Annotated in this window: 14 protein-coding genes; 7 read left to right on the plus strand and 7 right to left on the minus strand. The window is 39.2% G+C overall.

Annotated features, from left to right (window positions below; all coding sequences use genetic code 11):
• Window positions 1-82 precede the first annotated feature (82 nt).
• Window positions 83-1750: an asparagine synthase B gene (gene asnB / locus CXF93_RS11430; RefSeq protein ID WP_101062633.1), complete on the plus strand. Its 1668-nt coding sequence runs from the start codon at window positions 83-85 to the stop codon at window positions 1748-1750.
• Window positions 1751-2063: 313 nt separating this feature from the next.
• Here the strand turns inward: asnB and CXF93_RS11435 are convergent, their stop codons facing one another.
• A complete protein-coding gene (locus CXF93_RS11435; RefSeq protein ID WP_101062634.1) occupies window positions 2064-3344 on the minus strand; it encodes an acetyl-CoA C-acetyltransferase in 1281 nt (426 codons plus the stop codon).
• A gap of 296 nt (window positions 3345-3640) precedes the next feature.
• Here CXF93_RS11435 and CXF93_RS11440 point away from each other — a divergent pair, with 296 nt between their 5' ends.
• Complete coding sequence (locus CXF93_RS11440) at window positions 3641-5056, plus strand: 3-oxoacyl-ACP reductase (RefSeq protein ID WP_101062635.1); 1416 nt, start codon at window positions 3641-3643, stop codon at window positions 5054-5056.
• On the opposite strand, the gene CXF93_RS11445 is transcribed toward CXF93_RS11440, so the two are convergent.
• A complete protein-coding gene (locus CXF93_RS11445) occupies window positions 5053-6078 on the minus strand; it encodes an AraC family transcriptional regulator (RefSeq protein ID WP_232784182.1) in 1026 nt (341 codons plus the stop codon). The two genes, CXF93_RS11440 and CXF93_RS11445, sit on opposite strands and share 4 nt — an antisense overlap.
• A 156-nt stretch (window positions 6079-6234) precedes the next feature.
• Here CXF93_RS11445 and CXF93_RS11450 point away from each other — a divergent pair, with 156 nt between their 5' ends.
• Window positions 6235-6972, plus strand: coding sequence for a copper homeostasis protein CutC (locus CXF93_RS11450; RefSeq protein ID WP_101062637.1), 738 nt, complete (start codon window positions 6235-6237; stop codon window positions 6970-6972).
• A gap of 46 nt (window positions 6973-7018) precedes the next feature.
• Here CXF93_RS11450 and CXF93_RS11455 read toward each other — a convergent pair whose 3' ends face one another.
• Complete coding sequence (locus CXF93_RS11455; protein WP_101062638.1) at window positions 7019-7342, minus strand: NGG1p interacting factor NIF3; 324 nt, start codon at window positions 7340-7342, stop codon at window positions 7019-7021.
• A gap of 192 nt (window positions 7343-7534) precedes the next feature.
• Here CXF93_RS11455 and CXF93_RS11460 point away from each other — a divergent pair, with 192 nt between their 5' ends.
• On the plus strand, window positions 7535-8326 hold the full coding sequence (locus CXF93_RS11460; protein ID WP_101062639.1) for an ion transporter: 792 nt from the start codon (window positions 7535-7537) through the stop codon (window positions 8324-8326).
• 16 nt (window positions 8327-8342) lie between these two features.
• Here CXF93_RS11460 and CXF93_RS11465 read toward each other — a convergent pair whose 3' ends face one another.
• Complete coding sequence (locus tag CXF93_RS11465; protein ID WP_232784183.1) at window positions 8343-11012, minus strand: ATP-binding protein; 2670 nt, start codon at window positions 11010-11012, stop codon at window positions 8343-8345.
• A 131-nt stretch (window positions 11013-11143) separates the two neighbouring features.
• Between CXF93_RS11465 and CXF93_RS11470 the strand changes: the two genes are divergently transcribed.
• Both CXF93_RS11470 and CXF93_RS11475 read left to right on the plus strand, forming a co-directional pair.
• Window positions 11144-11623, plus strand: a complete 480-nt coding sequence (locus CXF93_RS11470) for a hypothetical protein (protein ID WP_101062641.1) — start codon at window positions 11144-11146, stop codon at window positions 11621-11623.
• A 3-nt stretch (window positions 11624-11626) separates the two neighbouring features.
• Window positions 11627-12679 carry a hypothetical protein gene (locus CXF93_RS11475; RefSeq protein ID WP_101062642.1) on the plus strand — a complete coding sequence of 351 codons (1053 nt, stop codon included), beginning with the start codon at window positions 11627-11629 and terminating at the stop codon, window positions 12677-12679.
• Window positions 12680-12805: 126 nt separating this feature from the next.
• Here CXF93_RS11475 and CXF93_RS11480 read toward each other — a convergent pair whose 3' ends face one another.
• Both CXF93_RS11480 and rluF read right to left on the minus strand, forming a co-directional pair.
• Complete coding sequence (locus CXF93_RS11480; protein WP_101062643.1) at window positions 12806-13462, minus strand: hypothetical protein; 657 nt, start codon at window positions 13460-13462, stop codon at window positions 12806-12808.
• A 9-nt stretch (window positions 13463-13471) separates the two neighbouring features.
• A complete protein-coding gene (gene rluF, locus CXF93_RS11485; RefSeq protein ID WP_101062644.1) occupies window positions 13472-14662 on the minus strand; it encodes a 23S rRNA pseudouridine(2604) synthase RluF in 1191 nt (396 codons plus the stop codon).
• A gap of 261 nt (window positions 14663-14923) precedes the next feature.
• Here rluF and CXF93_RS11490 point away from each other — a divergent pair, with 261 nt between their 5' ends.
• On the plus strand, window positions 14924-15772 hold the full coding sequence (locus CXF93_RS11490) for a S1 RNA-binding domain-containing protein (protein ID WP_101062645.1): 849 nt from the start codon (window positions 14924-14926) through the stop codon (window positions 15770-15772).
• Between the two features lie 141 nt (window positions 15773-15913).
• Here CXF93_RS11490 and CXF93_RS11495 read toward each other — a convergent pair whose 3' ends face one another.
• On the minus strand, window positions 15914-16279 hold the full coding sequence (locus tag CXF93_RS11495) for a hypothetical protein (protein WP_101062646.1): 366 nt from the start codon (window positions 16277-16279) through the stop codon (window positions 15914-15916).
• Between the last annotated feature and the right edge of the window lie 44 nt (window positions 16280-16323).

Consider the following 16323-nt stretch of genomic DNA (forward strand, 5'->3'; position numbering starts at 1 on the left):
ATTGCATTAAAATTAGAATGTGGCAAATTAGACACACTATTTAGAAAGTTAGCTGCAAACGCAGCATCAGAAGGAATTAGCTATGTGCTCAATATTCGGAATTTTAGACATCAAGTCAGACATTAAACCTCTTCGTGAAAAAGCATTAGAGCTATCAAAACTGTTACGTCACCGTGGCCCAGATTGGTCAGGTATCTATACTAATGATAATGCTATTTTAGTTCATGAACGCCTTGCAATTGTTGATGTTAATAATGGTGCACAACCGTTATACAATGAAGAAAAGACGCACGTACTTGCTGTTAATGGTGAAATTTATAACCATAAAGATTTAAAGAAAACATTAAATGTAGATTTTGAATTTCAAACAGAATCGGATTGTGAAATTATCCTTGCGCTATATAAAGAAAAAGGTACGCAGTTCTTGGACGACCTAAATGGTATTTTTGCTTTCGCATTATATGACGAAACTGAGGATGCTTACCTGATTGGTCGCGATCATCTCGGTATTATTCCACTATATACTGGCTATGACGAACACGGTAACTTCTACGTTGCATCAGAAATGAAAGCATTAGTACCTGTTTGTACGCAAATTGAAGAATTCCCTGCAGGCCATTACCTGTGGAGTAAAGATGGTCAAGTAACACCTTATTACCAACGTGATTGGAAAGAGTTTGATGCTGTTGCACAAAACGGCGGTAGCAAAGAGGTAGTTAAAAAAGGCTTAGAACAAGCAATTAAACGTCAGCTAATGTGTGATGTTCCTTATGGCGTATTATTATCTGGTGGTTTAGATTCATCTGTTATTTCAGCTGTAACTCAACTGTATGCAAAACGTCGTATTGAAGATGGTGGTAAATCTGAAGCTTGGTGGCCACAACTACACTCTTTCTCGGTAGGCTTGAACGGCTCTCCAGATTTAGCGGCTGCACAAAAAGTAGCAGACCATTTGGGTACTATCCATCACTCGATTGAGTTTACAGTACAAGACGGTATCGATGCATTACGTGATGTTATTTACCATATTGAAACATATGATGTAACGACTATTCGTGCGTCAACACCTATGTATTTGATGGCGCGTAAAATTAAAGCCATGGGCATCAAAATGGTACTTTCTGGTGAAGGTGCCGATGAGTTGTTTGGTGGTTACTTGTACTTCCATAAAGCACCTAATGCGAAAGAGTTCCATGAAGAAACTGTTCGTAAAGTATCTAAACTGCATATGTTTGACTGCCTACGCGCAAACAAATCTATGGCGGCTTGGGGTATCGAAGCACGTGTACCTTTCCTAGACAAAGAGTTTGTCGATACTGCAATGCGTATAAACCCTGAATTGAAGATGATCACGGGCGATCGCATCGAGAAAAACATCATTCGTGAAGCGTTTGAAGACTTATTACCAGAAGAGATTGTATGGCGTCAAAAAGAGCAGTTCTCTGATGGTGTTGGTTACTCTTGGATTGACCAGCTTAAAGTGCACGTTGAAGACGCGGTATCAGATCAAATGCTAGCAAGTGCGGCATTCAAGTTCCCGATCAATACACCAGATACCAAAGAAGGTTATTACTACCGTGCAATCTTTGAAGATCACTTCCCTGGTGACTCAGCAGCTAAATGTGTACCGTTTGGTAAGTCTGTAGCCTGTTCAACTGTAGAAGCATTAGCATGGGATGCAAGCTTCCAAAACAATGCCGATCCATCAGGTCGTGCAGCGGGTGTACATAACGAAGCATACGAAGATTAATCTAGCTTAAAATGTGAGTTAAATTAGCTTCAATCAAAACAGCACTTCGGTGCTGTTTTTTATTATCCATATACTAGAACCACAATATAGATATTATCAAGTACTTCTATATATTGTTCATTATGCATTACCCTTCCCAATCAAGCTCAACACAACTGTCACAAGATAACCACCTATTCTAGCTTGCTGTATCTAAGTTATGCCGTTATCCGATTAAAATGAATACATTAATACACGAACATAAAAAAACGCCAATACTCTGCAGTATTAGCGTTTATTTTTATTTTCTGTTTACCTAGCTATAGCTGATAACTTACTTTTCTAGAATTGCCGTGATACCTTGACCACCAGCTGCACAAATAGAGATTAAACCACGACCTGAACCTTTCTGGTCAAGCAGTTGTGCTAACGTAGCGATCACACGACCGCCAGTAGCTGCAAATGGGTGACCAGTCGCTAAACTACTGCCCTTCACATTCAACTTCGTCATATCAATTGAACCAAGCGGCGCATCAAGCCCTAGTTTTTCTTTACAGAATTTTTCGTCTTCCCAAGCCGCTAACGTTGCTAAAACTTGTGCTGCGAACGCTTCATGAATTTCATAGAAGTCGAAATCTTGTAGAGTAAGACCTGCACGCTTAAGCATTTTCGGCACTGCGTATGCTGGCGCCATTAACAGACCTTCTTTTTTATCAACGAAGTCAACAGCTGCTGTTTCACCAAATGTTAAATAAGCTTGCACTGGTAAATTATGTGCCGCGGCCCACTCTTCACTTGCCAGTAATACAGCAGATGCGCCATCAGTAAGATTGGTACTGTTACCCGCCGTCATCGTGCCGTTAACTTTATCAAAACAAGGCTTTAATTTAGCCAGTTTCTCAACAGTTGTGTCTGCACGTAATACATTATCTTTCGTTAGACCAGCCATAGGTGAAACTAGCGTATCAAAGAAACCTTCTTCATATGCTGCGGCTAATTTTTGATGACTTGCACAGGCCAATGCATCTTGTGCTTCACGTGAGATATTCCACTCTTTCGCTGTTACTTGGCAGTGATCGCCCATTGCCATTTTAGTTCGTGGTTCTTTGTTTGCAGGTGTTAACGGAACGAAATGCTTAGGACGTAGGCGAGAAATCGCTTTCAAACGTTGCTTACCTGTTTTAGCACGATTAAGCTCAAGTAATACGCTACGCATGCCTTCACTTACCGCAATTGGAGCATCAGATGTGGTATCAGAACCACCAGCAATACCCGTTTCAATTTGACCAAGGGCAATTTTGTTCGCCACTTGAATCGCTGCAGCGAGACCGGTACCGCATGCTTGTTGAATATCGTAACAAGGCGTTTCAGGTGCGAGACCTGCACTTAGTACTGCTTCACGTGTTAAGTTAAAATCACGAGAGTGTTTAATTACTGCACCTGCAACAACTTCACCAAGCTGTTCACCGCGGAGGTCATATTTAACCACTAAACCACGAATACATTCCGTCAACATGTCTTGGTTACTTAGTTTCGAATAGGCTGTATTTGAACGTGCAAACGGGATACGGTTACCGCCGATAATTGCTACTCTTCTTATTGTTTGACCTGTCATGATTTATTCCTTTAATTAAGATGACTTATATATGCCCGCAGCACATTAGACTTTAGATACATTAATGTAACATTGTTGATACAATTTTAAAATAAAAACTCTAATTTGGTTATTTGTTGATCATAGTGTTATCGTTATAATTTACTTACTATTTAGTTATACTATACCGAATTTACGATGTAATGAACTGGTCTATTTATTATTACGTGTTGGCAGATAAATCATAGCCATCAGATAATTTTTAACACAAGCTCATCTTCGATATTAAGGCTGTTCACTATAACAAGGATCAAAAAATGACGGATACATACGCAAAGCTAGCCAATGGCAAGTGGACATCAGGTTTATTTAAAGCGCTTAATCTCCCACAACCGGTCACGTTGACACGCTACGCTCAGGGAACCGACCTCATCTCAGGCAACTTACTCATCGGCGCTGCCAGCAACAGCAAGTTAATTAAGCCCATTCTTGATACATTTAAAGATGCTGAAGTCACTATTTCTTATCCGAATAGCACATCACAGCTTGCTGACCTTAACACTGAGTTTAACCAAACCTCTCTAATCGCGACGCCAATCAGCCTTAATGCAATCGCTAAATCAGATCGATTTAACGGTATTATATTCGACGCGTCAGGAATTAAGACCAGTAAGCAATTGAGTGCTTTACACCGTTTTTTTCAACCTGTGATTAAACAACTCTCGTCATGTAGCAGAGTGATAGTGTTAGGTCACCCTAGTGAACATCTTGACGATGTAAGCTACGCGACTGTACAACGATCTTTAGAAGGGTTTTGTCGCAGTGTCGCCAAGGAAATAGGCAAGAATGGCAGTACTTGCCAACTCATCTACGTACAACCCGGGTGTGAAGCCTTGTTGCAAGCCCCGCTGCGCTTCTTAACATCGGCAAAATCGGCCTATATATCAGCACAAGTTATTCATGTAAAACCAGGCGTGATCCAGGGCTCAATCAACCTCGCCAAACCATTGCAAGGAAAGACAGCACTTGTCACTGGTGCATCCCGTGGCATTGGCGCTGCGATAGCCGAAACCCTGGCTCGTGATGGCGCACATGTTATATGCTTAGATATTCCAGCATTAAAACAGGACCTTGAAAAGATAGCACATCGCTTAGGTGGTAGTTCCATCGTGATAGATATTACCGCTGATGATGCACCAATCAAAATTGCTGAATTTGTGCATGAAACATCACTCGATATTATTGTCCATAATGCCGGGGTAACAAAAGATAAAACGCTCGCTCGCATGACCAACAATCATTGGGATGTATTGATGGATATTAATTTGTCGGCAATGGAAAGAATTAATCAGCAACTATTAAATGAGAATCTATTAAACGAATATGGGCGCATTATTTGTGTGTCTTCGATGAGTGGGATTGCAGGTAACTTTGGTCAGACTAATTATGCTACTTCTAAAGCTGCAGTTATTGGTTATGTCGATGCAATGCAGAAACCACTAGCTGAAAAACATATAACCATCAATGCGGTCGCCCCTGGTTTTATCGAAACGAAGATGACCGCTGCCATTCCCTTTACCGTTCGTGAAGCTGGTCGTCGCATGAATTCATTAAAACAGGGTGGTAAGCCAATTGATGTAGCCGAAGCCATTGCTTTTTTTGCGCAACCACAAGCTGCAGGAGTCACGGGTAATACCATTCGAATTTGTGGTCAATCATTACTTGGCGCTTAGCGACGCTTGCTACGACGGTATTCGATAGGAGTCATCTGCATCCAGCGTTTAAACGCACGATAAAAAGTACTTGGCTCTGAAAAGCCAGTGAGATAGACGATCTGATCGATTGTTTCATTGGTATTCGCCAATAGTTTTTTTGACAATTCACAACGGAAATCAGCTAAAATTTGATTAAAATTATAATCAATATCAGCTAATTTTGCTCTTAACATTCGTGGCTTCATATCCAGTTCTGTGGCAATACTTTCTAATGTCACGATACCTGATTCAAGTTGCTGTGCAATAACGGTTCGCACTTTATAAACTAAATCTTGCAGCTCTAACTTAGCTATTTTACGACTAGCAAGTTGATCATGTAAGGCGAATAATTCAGGTTCTGCATGTGAAGAAGGGCGCGCAAGTAAATCAGCATCGAAATAAATGTAATTATCAGCGGCTGAGAAATCAATCGGACAGGTAAATACCGTCGTATAAGCAGTTATATCTTTCGGACTAGGATGAGCAAATGCTATTTTAATTGCCTTAAATTCGCCTTCAGTCACATACTGACAAAACTTAAATGCGCCGATCACCAAGCTGTCATTCAAATGACGATTAGCAGCTTCAGTTACACCGTCTAAATTCACCGACAACCTCGCAATATCACCTTCAATATGAATAGAGACACTTGCCGCATCACTAATCAACCTAAAGTATTTTGTTGCTCGTTCCCAGCCAGTACCAAATGTTGGACTACTCAAAAACAGATACTGTAAAACCTGACCTGTAAATACAGGCATGTGCTTACCAAGTGAAATACCAATATCAGGATCTTTTGTTACATCTTCAAGGACCTGCCAGAAATGCGTCTGCGCATCATTAGGGGTGCGCAAATCTTTATCATTCAATACATCTTCGCTGATGTGACAACGAGAGAGCACTTCAGACACATCAATATCTAACTCTTTCATTGCCTCATAAGCAATGCGTAACAACATACCCGCATCTTGCATATTTATTCCACTGAAATCTTTATTCAATTAGCCACTTTAACATTATCAAACGTTTGAGTAACACAGTTTAGTTGAAGTATTTTACCTTAATCATTGATCTAAGCGAGCTTAGTTAGCTTTTACTCTTCCATATTGAATAAAACGACCTATGCTAGTTTTATTATTTTTGAAAAAGAGAAACATATGACGATTACGATAGAGGTATGTGTCGATAATATAGAGTCGCTGCTTACCGCTCAACAAGCTGGTGCAGACCGTATTGAGTTGTGTTCAGCATTGCCGTTAGGCGGGTTAACGGCCAACGCAGGCTTTGTGCAAAAAGCGCTTGATCTAGCCACTGTTCCCCTTTATGCCATTATTCGCCCTCGCGCAGGTGACTTTATCTATAGCGAGCAAGAAATAGACATCATGGTTTCTGATATTAAATTCATGACATTACTCGGCATCCAAGGTGTGGTTATCGGTGCATTAACACCTGAAGGTGATATCGATAAAGCCGCATTAAAACGACTCATGACTGCATCGCGTGATATTGGCGTTACTTTCCATCGCGCATTTGATCTATGTAATGATCCTCAGACAGCACTCGAGATCTTGATAGACGCAGGTTGCGAACGTGTATTAACCTCAGGACAACAGGCCACTGCAGAACAAGGTTGCGATTTAATTACAGCATTAGTGGCCCAAGCTGGTGATCGAATTAGTATTATGCCCGGTGCAGGCGTAAATCCCGAAAATGCAAAGAAAATAATTAAACTTACTCGGGTTAGTGAATTGCACCTTTCTGGTAAAACCACCAGAAAAAGCACAATGAAACCCAATGCAACAGTGCAAATGGGCACTGAAGCTGAAGCCGATAGTTTAATAGCAATCACTTGCAAAAAAACGATTTCAGACTTGGTTAACTTGGTGAATGGTTAACACACGGTCAATGGCACAAGGTCATTCAATAATGATCAATCATATCCTAAGGTAAAGCATCAAGATTAAATGTTTGCAGGATATGATAAGCCGGTTCTTCGTAAGGGTGAGCAGCTATTAGCGCATTAATTGCAACCCTTAGGTTATCTGCAGGACAGACCATTTCAACTCTAAACTCGTCGACTAGCGTAATTTCATCTAACCTGCCGATATACGGTTGGCTACCCTGTAAAGGTTTAAACTGACCCGTGCCTAAACATTGCCATGCACAGCTGTCATAATCGCCAATAGTCCCCGCTCCCGCTTTAAATAGCGCTTGTTTAACCCTTTCCGTATTTACTTGCGGCACATAAAAAATAATCACGAACATATATTATCTCTCCACATTACACTGGCACGATAGTTATTAACCACACTCGCACTATACCAATTCAGCACACTCGCAACATAGCGATTCACCACACTGTGACCATACCGATTCTACCACGATTGTAAAAATATTTTGTTTTGCTACGTACTAAGGTTTATATTAATAAAATCAATGAACCAAGGCAGTTAACTTGTGCGAACCAAAATCCAAACTGATGTTAAAAGTAATAGTGATGTAAACCCTTTTCAAATCTTCATGCTGATCTTATCTCTGCATGTTGTGGTCTCATCGCTACTGCAACTTACCTTTACCTTTTCAAGTAGCGTAACCGAAATATTAACAAGTGTAGATAATACTATTTGTTTATTCTTTTTCACTGACTTTGTCATTCGTTTTTATCAAGCTGATAATAAGCTACAGTTTATGAAATGGGGTTGGATTGACTTATTATCGAGTATCCCAATGGTCGAGCAACTACAATTCATTCGCATAATCCGAATTGCCAGAGTATTGAGATCTATCCAGCATATCCGCTCATCAAAGATTCTCTTTAAAATGATATTTGAACATCGTTTTAAAGCCACCTTCTCATTGGTATCTGCAATCTCATTTATCCTTGTCACCTTTGGTGCTATTGGTATTTTATTATTAGAACAAGATCAAATTGGCAGTAACATCAACAACGGTATCGATGCACTTTGGTGGTCATTCGTGACGATTACAACGGTCGGTTACGGCGATCATTACCCAGTGACAACTGGTGGACGTATCATTGCAGCATTGCTAATGACAGCCGGTGTCGGTTTGTTCGGGACATTTACCGGGTTCATCTCTTCATGGTTTGTGGATGGTGGCGATCAGGCCACAAAACAACAAGCGCTAACTGATAGCGCATTACATAGCGAAATCACTGAATTGAAGCAGGATATTGCTGATCTCAAGCTATTAATTACTCAGCAATCCCATACTTTAAAATCTAAATAACAACAATACATCTTCATTAAGCGGCGCTGGCTAGCCGCTCAATTTTTTCTACGAGTACATCTTTCTTAAAAGGCTTCGCTACATAGTCATTCATGCCGACATCAAAGCAGCGTTGAATATCTGCATCCAATACACTGGCCGTTAAAGCTATAATCGGTGTTTGCGGGAGGGAAGACAATTTTTCCCACTGTCGAATTTGTTCTGTCGCCGTAAAGCCATCCATTATCGGCATCATACAATCCATCAAGATAGCTTTATATTTATACTGACCAGAAGATACCATCTCAACAGCCTCTTTGCCGTTGTTAGCAATGTGGCTATCATAGCCACACTGTTTAAGCAGTAATGACGCTACTTTTTGATTAATTAAGTTATCTTCAACAATCAGGATCAGCGAATTATCCGTTTTACCATTAGCCTTTTCAATCGGCTGAGCTTGCTCAGTCCCGTGCTCGCTGGCAGAGTTAGTTTCAACACTCACTGGTATAACCTGATGTACCAGCGCAGAGTTAATCGCTTTTAATAAGCGATTTCCAAGCAGAGGCATGGTAACCAAACCGTCAATCCTATGATCAAAATCGTACTTATCATCAGTATGAGATTGCACCAAAACAAAGCTATATTTGATAACCTGCTTATTTAAAAAATCTATGTCCTTTAAAGTCAACTTAATACTGTTTTGACAATATATTATCAAGTGATTATCATCTTTCTCGTTCGCGTTATTTATCGTTAAATTGCTGGCTAAATCTTGTGTATATGCCACCCTGTTGATATCTATAATATGATTACGTGTAAGGTTTGCACATATCTCGTCGCAAAAGGCCATCTCATTAGCAATAACTGTCACTTTGGTATTGGTTGGTACTATTTTCTGCACGCGATCGTCAGCTACAAACACTGCTTCAATCGTGAAATAAAAATTACTCCCCTGACCTTTAACTGAATCAATACCGATTTCCCCTCCCATCAATTCAACTAACTGTGTGCTAATAGCTAAACCTAAGCCTGTCCCGCCAAATTCACGCGTAATAGAACCGTCTTCTTGAGTAAATGGTTCAAAAATAGCCTGTTGCTTATCTTCTTCGATACCAGTACCGGTGTCAGCAACAGAAAAGCACAACTGAATTTGCGAATTTTCAACCACTTTGCAGCCGAGTGTTAAGCTAACTTTCCCACTATCAGTAAATTTAACGGCATTAGACAATAAGTTCATTAATACCTGACGTAACCGATGTTCATCGAGTAATAAATCATTCGGCAGTTCGGCGGCAATGTTAACAATAAAATCGAGATGCTTGGCCGCGGCACTCGGGGTTACGATCGCAACCGTATCGTAAATGACTTCGCGTAAATTGCAGCTATGGCGAGTAATAGCAAGGTGCCCAGATTCAATTTTAGAAAAATCTAAAATATCATTAATCAACATAAGTAATGTCTGCGATGAGTTTTCAATCGTAGCCAGGTGATCCTGCTGAGTTGGCGTCAATTTGGTATTTGCTAAAATGCTAGACATGCCTATCACGCCATTTAGCGGAGTGCGGATCTCATGCGACATATTCGCTAAAAATGAACTTTTGGCAACATTTGCTTGTTCTGCTGATTCCTTAGCTTGAATGATTTGTTTTTCGTTGGCGTAACGCTCTTCGATAAGGTTATTGAGCATTTTTGCAAACGCACTAAACTCATCATCACCATCGATTTTAAGTTTTAATGAATAATCATGCTTTTCTTCGATCTGCGTAAGCGTGGTTATAATTACTTTTAGGTTGCCAAGAATACGCTCTATTAGCATCCAACCTAAGTAACCGCCACAAAGTAATAGCGCAGTAATAAAAATAGAAAAAGCAACAACATGCATTTTGGCTTCTACAACTTTAGCTTTAATTTTAACTGATAAGTTCACCCCCACATTAGAAACAACCTGACTAATAAGTGCTAAGCGTTTATCTAACGCAGATATATCATAATGACTCGCATTAGTTTTAAAATGGCCATTCTGGATTAAATTACGTAATGCATAACTATCGATGAAGGCCTGATCAGAAAAAGTATTCTGTAGCAGAGAAATCTGATTATTATCAGCACTTATAGCGATGAAGCGTTCAATAAAAAGTTGTTGTCTTTCTACAATCGCGGGAAGCAATACTTTTGCATCGTCCCCAATTCCTCTGACGATAAGATTGATATACCAGTTTTCTTCATTTGCCCAAAAATAGAGCCACTGTAGTTGATATAAAACTTCAAGGTTAGCCTCTATTTCTTTATCATTAAATTCTAGGTGATTTTTTTCTAATATAAGCAGTAACTGGCTTGTTGAGTCGGATATCCAACTTGACCAATCATTAACATCTTCAGCAGCTAAATAAGTAAACTCTTCCTCAACACCTTCTAAGTCAGATAATAATTCAATCGCATCACTGCCATCTTGTAATGCAAGTGGCGCTAATTTTATCAATTTGGTGATAGATGATGAGAATGCATCTAGATTGCCTTGTTTACTGGCATTATCATCAGATAGCTTAGCCACTCTTAAAGTATGCAGTAATGCGTTCAACTCTAAAGATTCAGTTAACAACTCTATTCTGGACTGCAACGTATTAAGCTCTTTTAACGTAGAGACTGACTCACTGACTCGATCGCCAATCAACAACGTGAGCAATAATAATGGGCATAATAATAACATTATCAGCCGTTTTTTGATCGACAGCGTATTAAGCATAAGTTTTTGACTTCCATGTAAAAATTAATTTGTTATTTACTCTTTTTCTTACTAACTTAAATGATAGATAACAGAACTGAAATTAGCAGGTAAACATGTTTAAAGGATTAAACTTTCACCATTTTTGCGTCGGACTACTCATTATTTTGCTCTCGCCACCACTTTCAGTCTCCGCGAAAGAAGAAATTGCTGAAGATCAGCGAAGACATTTCGCCGTGTTTTCATTAAATAATTCTTTTCCAGCGCTAAGTAAAAGTAAAGTAAGGATGATCTATAAAGGAAAAGTAAAACGAATCAACAAGGAACATATTGATCTTGTTGATTTAACAGAAGAAAGTAATGATAAAGCTCATTTTTATCAAAACCTACTTGGCAAATCGCTATCTCAAATGAATGGCTACCGAGCAAGTTTAGCATTCTCAGGCAAAGGCAACTTACCCGTGACAATATCAAATAATGATATTGCATCCATTATTGATTGGTTAGAAGACCATCCCAATGGTATTGCTTACGCCACCATAAAGTCATTACCAAAAAATGTTAATGTTTTATTCGTTTTAGACCCGGAGGAATAAAGCATGAAAATATCTAAATTTTGCTTTATGGCAACAGCACTATCACTCGCAACATTCGCAGCAAACGCAACAATTAATCTAACCGATGACATTTCATTGAGTGGCTTTGGCTCGACATCAATCACTCAATCTGACAATGCAACACCCTTATATATAAACCATGAAATCACAGACGACACTTGTTTCGATTGTGATACGACGCTGGGATTACAAGGTAATATCCGTTTTAATAATAGCTTCAATGTGTCAATTCAAGTGGTTAAACGCCCTCAAGATGAATGGTCATCACCCGAATTAGAGTGGGCATATATTGGTTATAGCGTATCCAATTTTAATTTAAAAGTTGGCCGACTACGGTTGCCATTATACTTAAGCTCAGAGTATTACTATGTAGGGCAAGCTTATACTTCTGCCCGCCCACCGCAAGAGATATACAACTCGGTCTTAGGCATTACGTCTTATAACGGTATTTCTGGAAGCTGGGATATAGAACTAAACGATGAAAATTATTTAACGCTGACACCTTACATCGGCATTGAAAGTGATGACGAAGTATATATTGGGCCAATGAGATATGATTTTAACATTGAAAAGACGGTAGGTTTATACAGTGAGTTAAGTGGTTTTGATTACCGAATCATGTTTAATTATTCACATTTTAAATATGCCGTAGAGTCAAATTATCAAGGATTGTCACAACCATACACTGCAGATAGTATCAATATTTATACCTTAGGTATTGAGCATTCATGGGACCAATTGATGTTAACAACTGAAGTACTCATTGATAGTCTGCATTTTAATTGGTATTCAAGCTTAGCGTATAATATTGATAAATTTACACCTTATATTACTTATGCTGAGTCACATCATTACCAAAAAAATAATTCGCTGTTACTCGGTGTTCGCTATGACTTGACAACAACAGTGTCGTTAAATGCAGAGTGGAAATATACGGACGGGAATGGCGGGGATAACGGTGAATTAATCGCAGATCCTGCTGATGGCGATTTTGATGCGCAATTGTATACAGTGATGCTTAATTTTATCTTCTAATTGTTTGTTTCATTATTTTGAAAATAATAGTTTCATTGTTTGAGACTACAACTAAAAACGCCACGTAGTGATGACTTAACATCCCCACGTGGCGCTATTCAAATTAGCTGTTATCCATATAACAAATTATTGCTGATTCTCTACGATATCAGCAATAATTTGCGTTCGTTCAGCTGCCGTTATTCTCAGATATAGACGACTAACACGTACCGAATAACCAAACTTATCTTTACCTAATAACTTAACAAGTTCAGGTAACAACACAGCATCTAGATGGAATGTTTTGATGTAATGCTCTATAGCATGCTCGATACTAACAAAATCGGTGCCATCAAAGCTAAACCCATCAGCATCATCATCTGCAGCAAGCGGAATACCGTCAAGACACAGTGGCCATCCAGAGTAGTTAACTCTTTCCTTTGCCATTGTATACATCATCCATGCGCTGCGTTTGAAACCTTCAAATGCAGCACCTTCAAATTCAGATTCTTCCAGCTCTTGCTCAGTCCAGTTTGAACCTATGCCTAACGCTTTTTGGTATTTACGTGTTAACGCTGCTTTTACGGCATTACGATATTGATAAATAGACTGACAACGGGCTTTTTTAACGACCACTATACACTCGGTACACACAGGTACAGATAAAGGCTCATGCGGCGCGCTATGTATATCGTCGGCAGAAAATGGGATATTAACAGCATCGTTAGATGGCTCGCCACAAAATAAACATGTGTAGCGAGCATTAAACGGAATATCTATCTGCGGATAATTAGTGACTGACATTATATCGGACTACTTCTTTTTCAACGAGAGTGTGCCTTTAACACGAGGCGCTACAGGCGTCGATTTATTCGAGTCCTGCTTGGCTTTTTCGGTTTCAGCTATATCAGAAAAACGAGATTTTGGTTTTTCTTTCTTATTAAAACGTGCTTTTGATGCAATCTGCTCATCTGAGTAAGACGTCGCTTTGGCCTGTTTCCAAACATCAGCTGTCGACTCATCTTGGCTATCAACTGCAGTCTTTACTGCATTTTGAGCCCAAAAGTCCGCAACCGGTTCAGCTTGCTCATCGAGATCAGAGTTTGCTTCATCTTGACTCCAGAAATCAGACGTTGATTCTTCATTCAAAACTTGACCAGCTGTCGGTGCATAATCACCATAACCAAATCGTTTTTGACGCGCCGCACTATTAACACCACGTTTTGAATGCAAACCTTTTGTTTTAGGCTTTTCCTGTCCGTAGTCAGAAGCTTCTTCAGTACTGCTTGAGCTTTCAACCATGCTGTTTATTTCAGCCATTTCTTTATCAGTAAGCAGACGCCACTGGCCAGTACTCAAGCCTTTCATATCAATGTTCATAATACGTGTACGTGTTAGCGATTTAACTTGAAAACCAAAGTATTCACACATACGACGAATCTGCTGATTAAGACCTTGCGTTAAAATTATTTTAAATTCAAAACGACTTTCACGGGTCACTTTACATGGCTTAGTGATAGTATCTAAGATTGGTACACCACGCGCCATATCCGTTAAGAACTTATCTGTCACCGTACTATCAACTTTAACTGTGTACTCTTTTTCGTGGGCATTACCGGCACGCAAAATTTTGTTAACGATATCACCGTCATTCGTTAGGAAGATAAGACCTTCAGATGGTTTATCAAGACGACCGATTGGAAAAATACGGGTACTGTAGTCAATGAAGTCAATCACATTACCTTGAATATGGCGCTCAGTTGTACACGTGATGCCTTCTGGTTTGTTTAAGGCAATATAGATACGCTTTTGCTTCTCTTTTACTGGCTTACCATTTACAGATACCACATCACTATCTGACACTTTCGTTCCCATCTCTGGAATGACACCATTGATGGTTACGCGACCTTGTTCAATTAAGCGGTCTGCCTCACGGCGAGAGCAGTAACCCGTGTCACTGATATATTTATTAAGTCGTGTTAGTTTAATGTCTTGTTGCGTCATGATAATTTATACTAATATTAAGGGAATTGGGAATTGCGAAAAAGTTTTGAGAATTTGTACTTCAGAAAAACGCAATTAAGTGCGCGAAGTATAACAGAAGGCATTATTATCAAGCAATATTAGTGCATATATTTAACCTTTCTAGTAATTAATATTAATTCATCCGCAAATATTGGGTTTTTTTCACGCTTCGTGGTACATTGCCCTCATTATTGGGTGATCTATAATAACCCTCATTATTTCAAGACAGAGCAAAGAACTATGGCAGAGTTAGGTAAGTTAAATACCTTAAAAATTATGAGAGAAACTGGATCGGGTTTCTACCTGGACGGCGGCGTATTAGGTGAAATACTATTACCTTTTACAAACTCACCATTGGATATTGATATCGGTGATGAGCTTGAGGTATTTATCTACCTTGATTCAGAAGACCGTATCATTGCAACAACACAAAAAGTACTTGGTGCAGTTGGCGAATTCGTCATGCTAAAAGTAAAACAAGTAAACAATGTTGGTGCTTTCCTTGATTGGGGTTTAGACAAAGATTTGTTAGTTCCTTACAGTGAACAGCGCACTCCATTACAAGTAGGTCGTGAATACCTTGTTGCTATTTATTTAGATCGTATCCACGGTCGAATCACTGCGACAACAAAATTAGACCGTCACGTAGATAATGTGCCTGCACGTTACAAAATACACGAAGAAGTTGAAATCACGCCTGTTGACCCAACTGAATTGGGTTATAAAGTGATTATAAACAACAACCATTGGGGTGTTGTTTATAAAAACGAAATGTTTAAGAAATTAAACCGTGGTGAGAAACAAAAAGCCTACATCAAAAAAGTACGTGAAGACGGTAAAATTGATATCTTACTGAATGAACCTGGCCACGGTAAAGTATCAGACTTTAGCGACGTGTTATTGTCAGAACTGAATAAACATGGTGGTTTCATGCCAGTGACAGATAAAACTGACCCTGAAACTATCTCGCGTTTATTTGGCGTGAGTAAGAAAACGTTTAAAAGCGCTGTAGGTCAATTATTCAAGAAAGGTATCATTGATATCGTTAAGACTGGTAACGTAGGCTTACAAGTTAAAGACAGCGAATAATATAGGCTAGAGAGTTAAGGTATTTTCAGTAAACTAGAGAGTACTAAAACTACAATTAAATTAGTCGTAATAAAAATGGAAGCCAATTGGCTTCCATTTTTCGTTCTACGTTACTGCCATTTTATGCTTATTAATAATGAATTAATGCACAATTTGCGAGATAGCAACATTAGCTTGTTTATCCATCTCAGCTGAACCGAGAATCATAATCAATTCATCATCAGTGTAAGCCGATAAGTCGTTAGCTTGTTCAATAATATCTTCCATAACACTATTTAATTCGCCGTCATGTCCTCGGTGCCACTGATAAAAACTAATCAACAATACTTGTAATACATAGTCTTCATCTAGTAACGCTACGTCAATACCACTTTCTAATGCCACAGCTTCCAATGTTTCTATATCAAAGGAAATACTACCGTCATCATCAAGTTCGAGTCCTAATGAATCAAAACTAATCCCCTCAGGGATACTAATTTCGACTCTAGTTAATGCGGAAATATCCATATTGCATTCCCTTTTTAAGTCAAGCATAGTTACAAAGTAACACT

The organism is Moritella sp. Urea-trap-13, from assembly GCF_002836355.1.
GTDB lineage: Bacteria > Pseudomonadota > Gammaproteobacteria > Enterobacterales > Moritellaceae > Moritella.

Bases quoted from the DNA above. Each gene is read 5' to 3' on its own strand.
- asnB (WP_101062633.1), top strand. From the start codon at position 83: ATGTGCTCAATATTCGGAATTTTAGACATCAAGTCAGACATTAAACCT.
- CXF93_RS11435 (WP_101062634.1), bottom strand. From the start codon at position 3,344: ATGACAGGTCAAACAATAAGAAGAGTAGCAATTATCGGCGGTAACCGT.
- CXF93_RS11440 (WP_101062635.1), top strand. From the start codon at position 3,641: ATGACGGATACATACGCAAAGCTAGCCAATGGCAAGTGGACATCAGGT.
- CXF93_RS11450 (WP_101062637.1), top strand. From the start codon at position 6,235: ATGACGATTACGATAGAGGTATGTGTCGATAATATAGAGTCGCTGCTT.
- CXF93_RS11455 (WP_101062638.1), bottom strand. From the start codon at position 7,342: ATGTTCGTGATTATTTTTTATGTGCCGCAAGTAAATACGGAAAGGGTT.
- CXF93_RS11465 (WP_232784183.1), bottom strand. From the start codon at position 11,012: ATGTTATTATTATGCCCATTATTATTGCTCACGTTGTTGATTGGCGAT.
- CXF93_RS11470 (WP_101062641.1), top strand. From the start codon at position 11,144: ATGTTTAAAGGATTAAACTTTCACCATTTTTGCGTCGGACTACTCATT.
- CXF93_RS11475 (WP_101062642.1), top strand. From the start codon at position 11,627: ATGAAAATATCTAAATTTTGCTTTATGGCAACAGCACTATCACTCGCA.
- CXF93_RS11480 (WP_101062643.1), bottom strand. From the start codon at position 13,462: ATGTCAGTCACTAATTATCCGCAGATAGATATTCCGTTTAATGCTCGC.
- rluF (WP_101062644.1), bottom strand. From the start codon at position 14,662: ATGACGCAACAAGACATTAAACTAACACGACTTAATAAATATATCAGT.
- CXF93_RS11490 (WP_101062645.1), top strand. From the start codon at position 14,924: ATGGCAGAGTTAGGTAAGTTAAATACCTTAAAAATTATGAGAGAAACT.
- CXF93_RS11495 (WP_101062646.1), bottom strand. From the start codon at position 16,279: ATGGATATTTCCGCATTAACTAGAGTCGAAATTAGTATCCCTGAGGGG.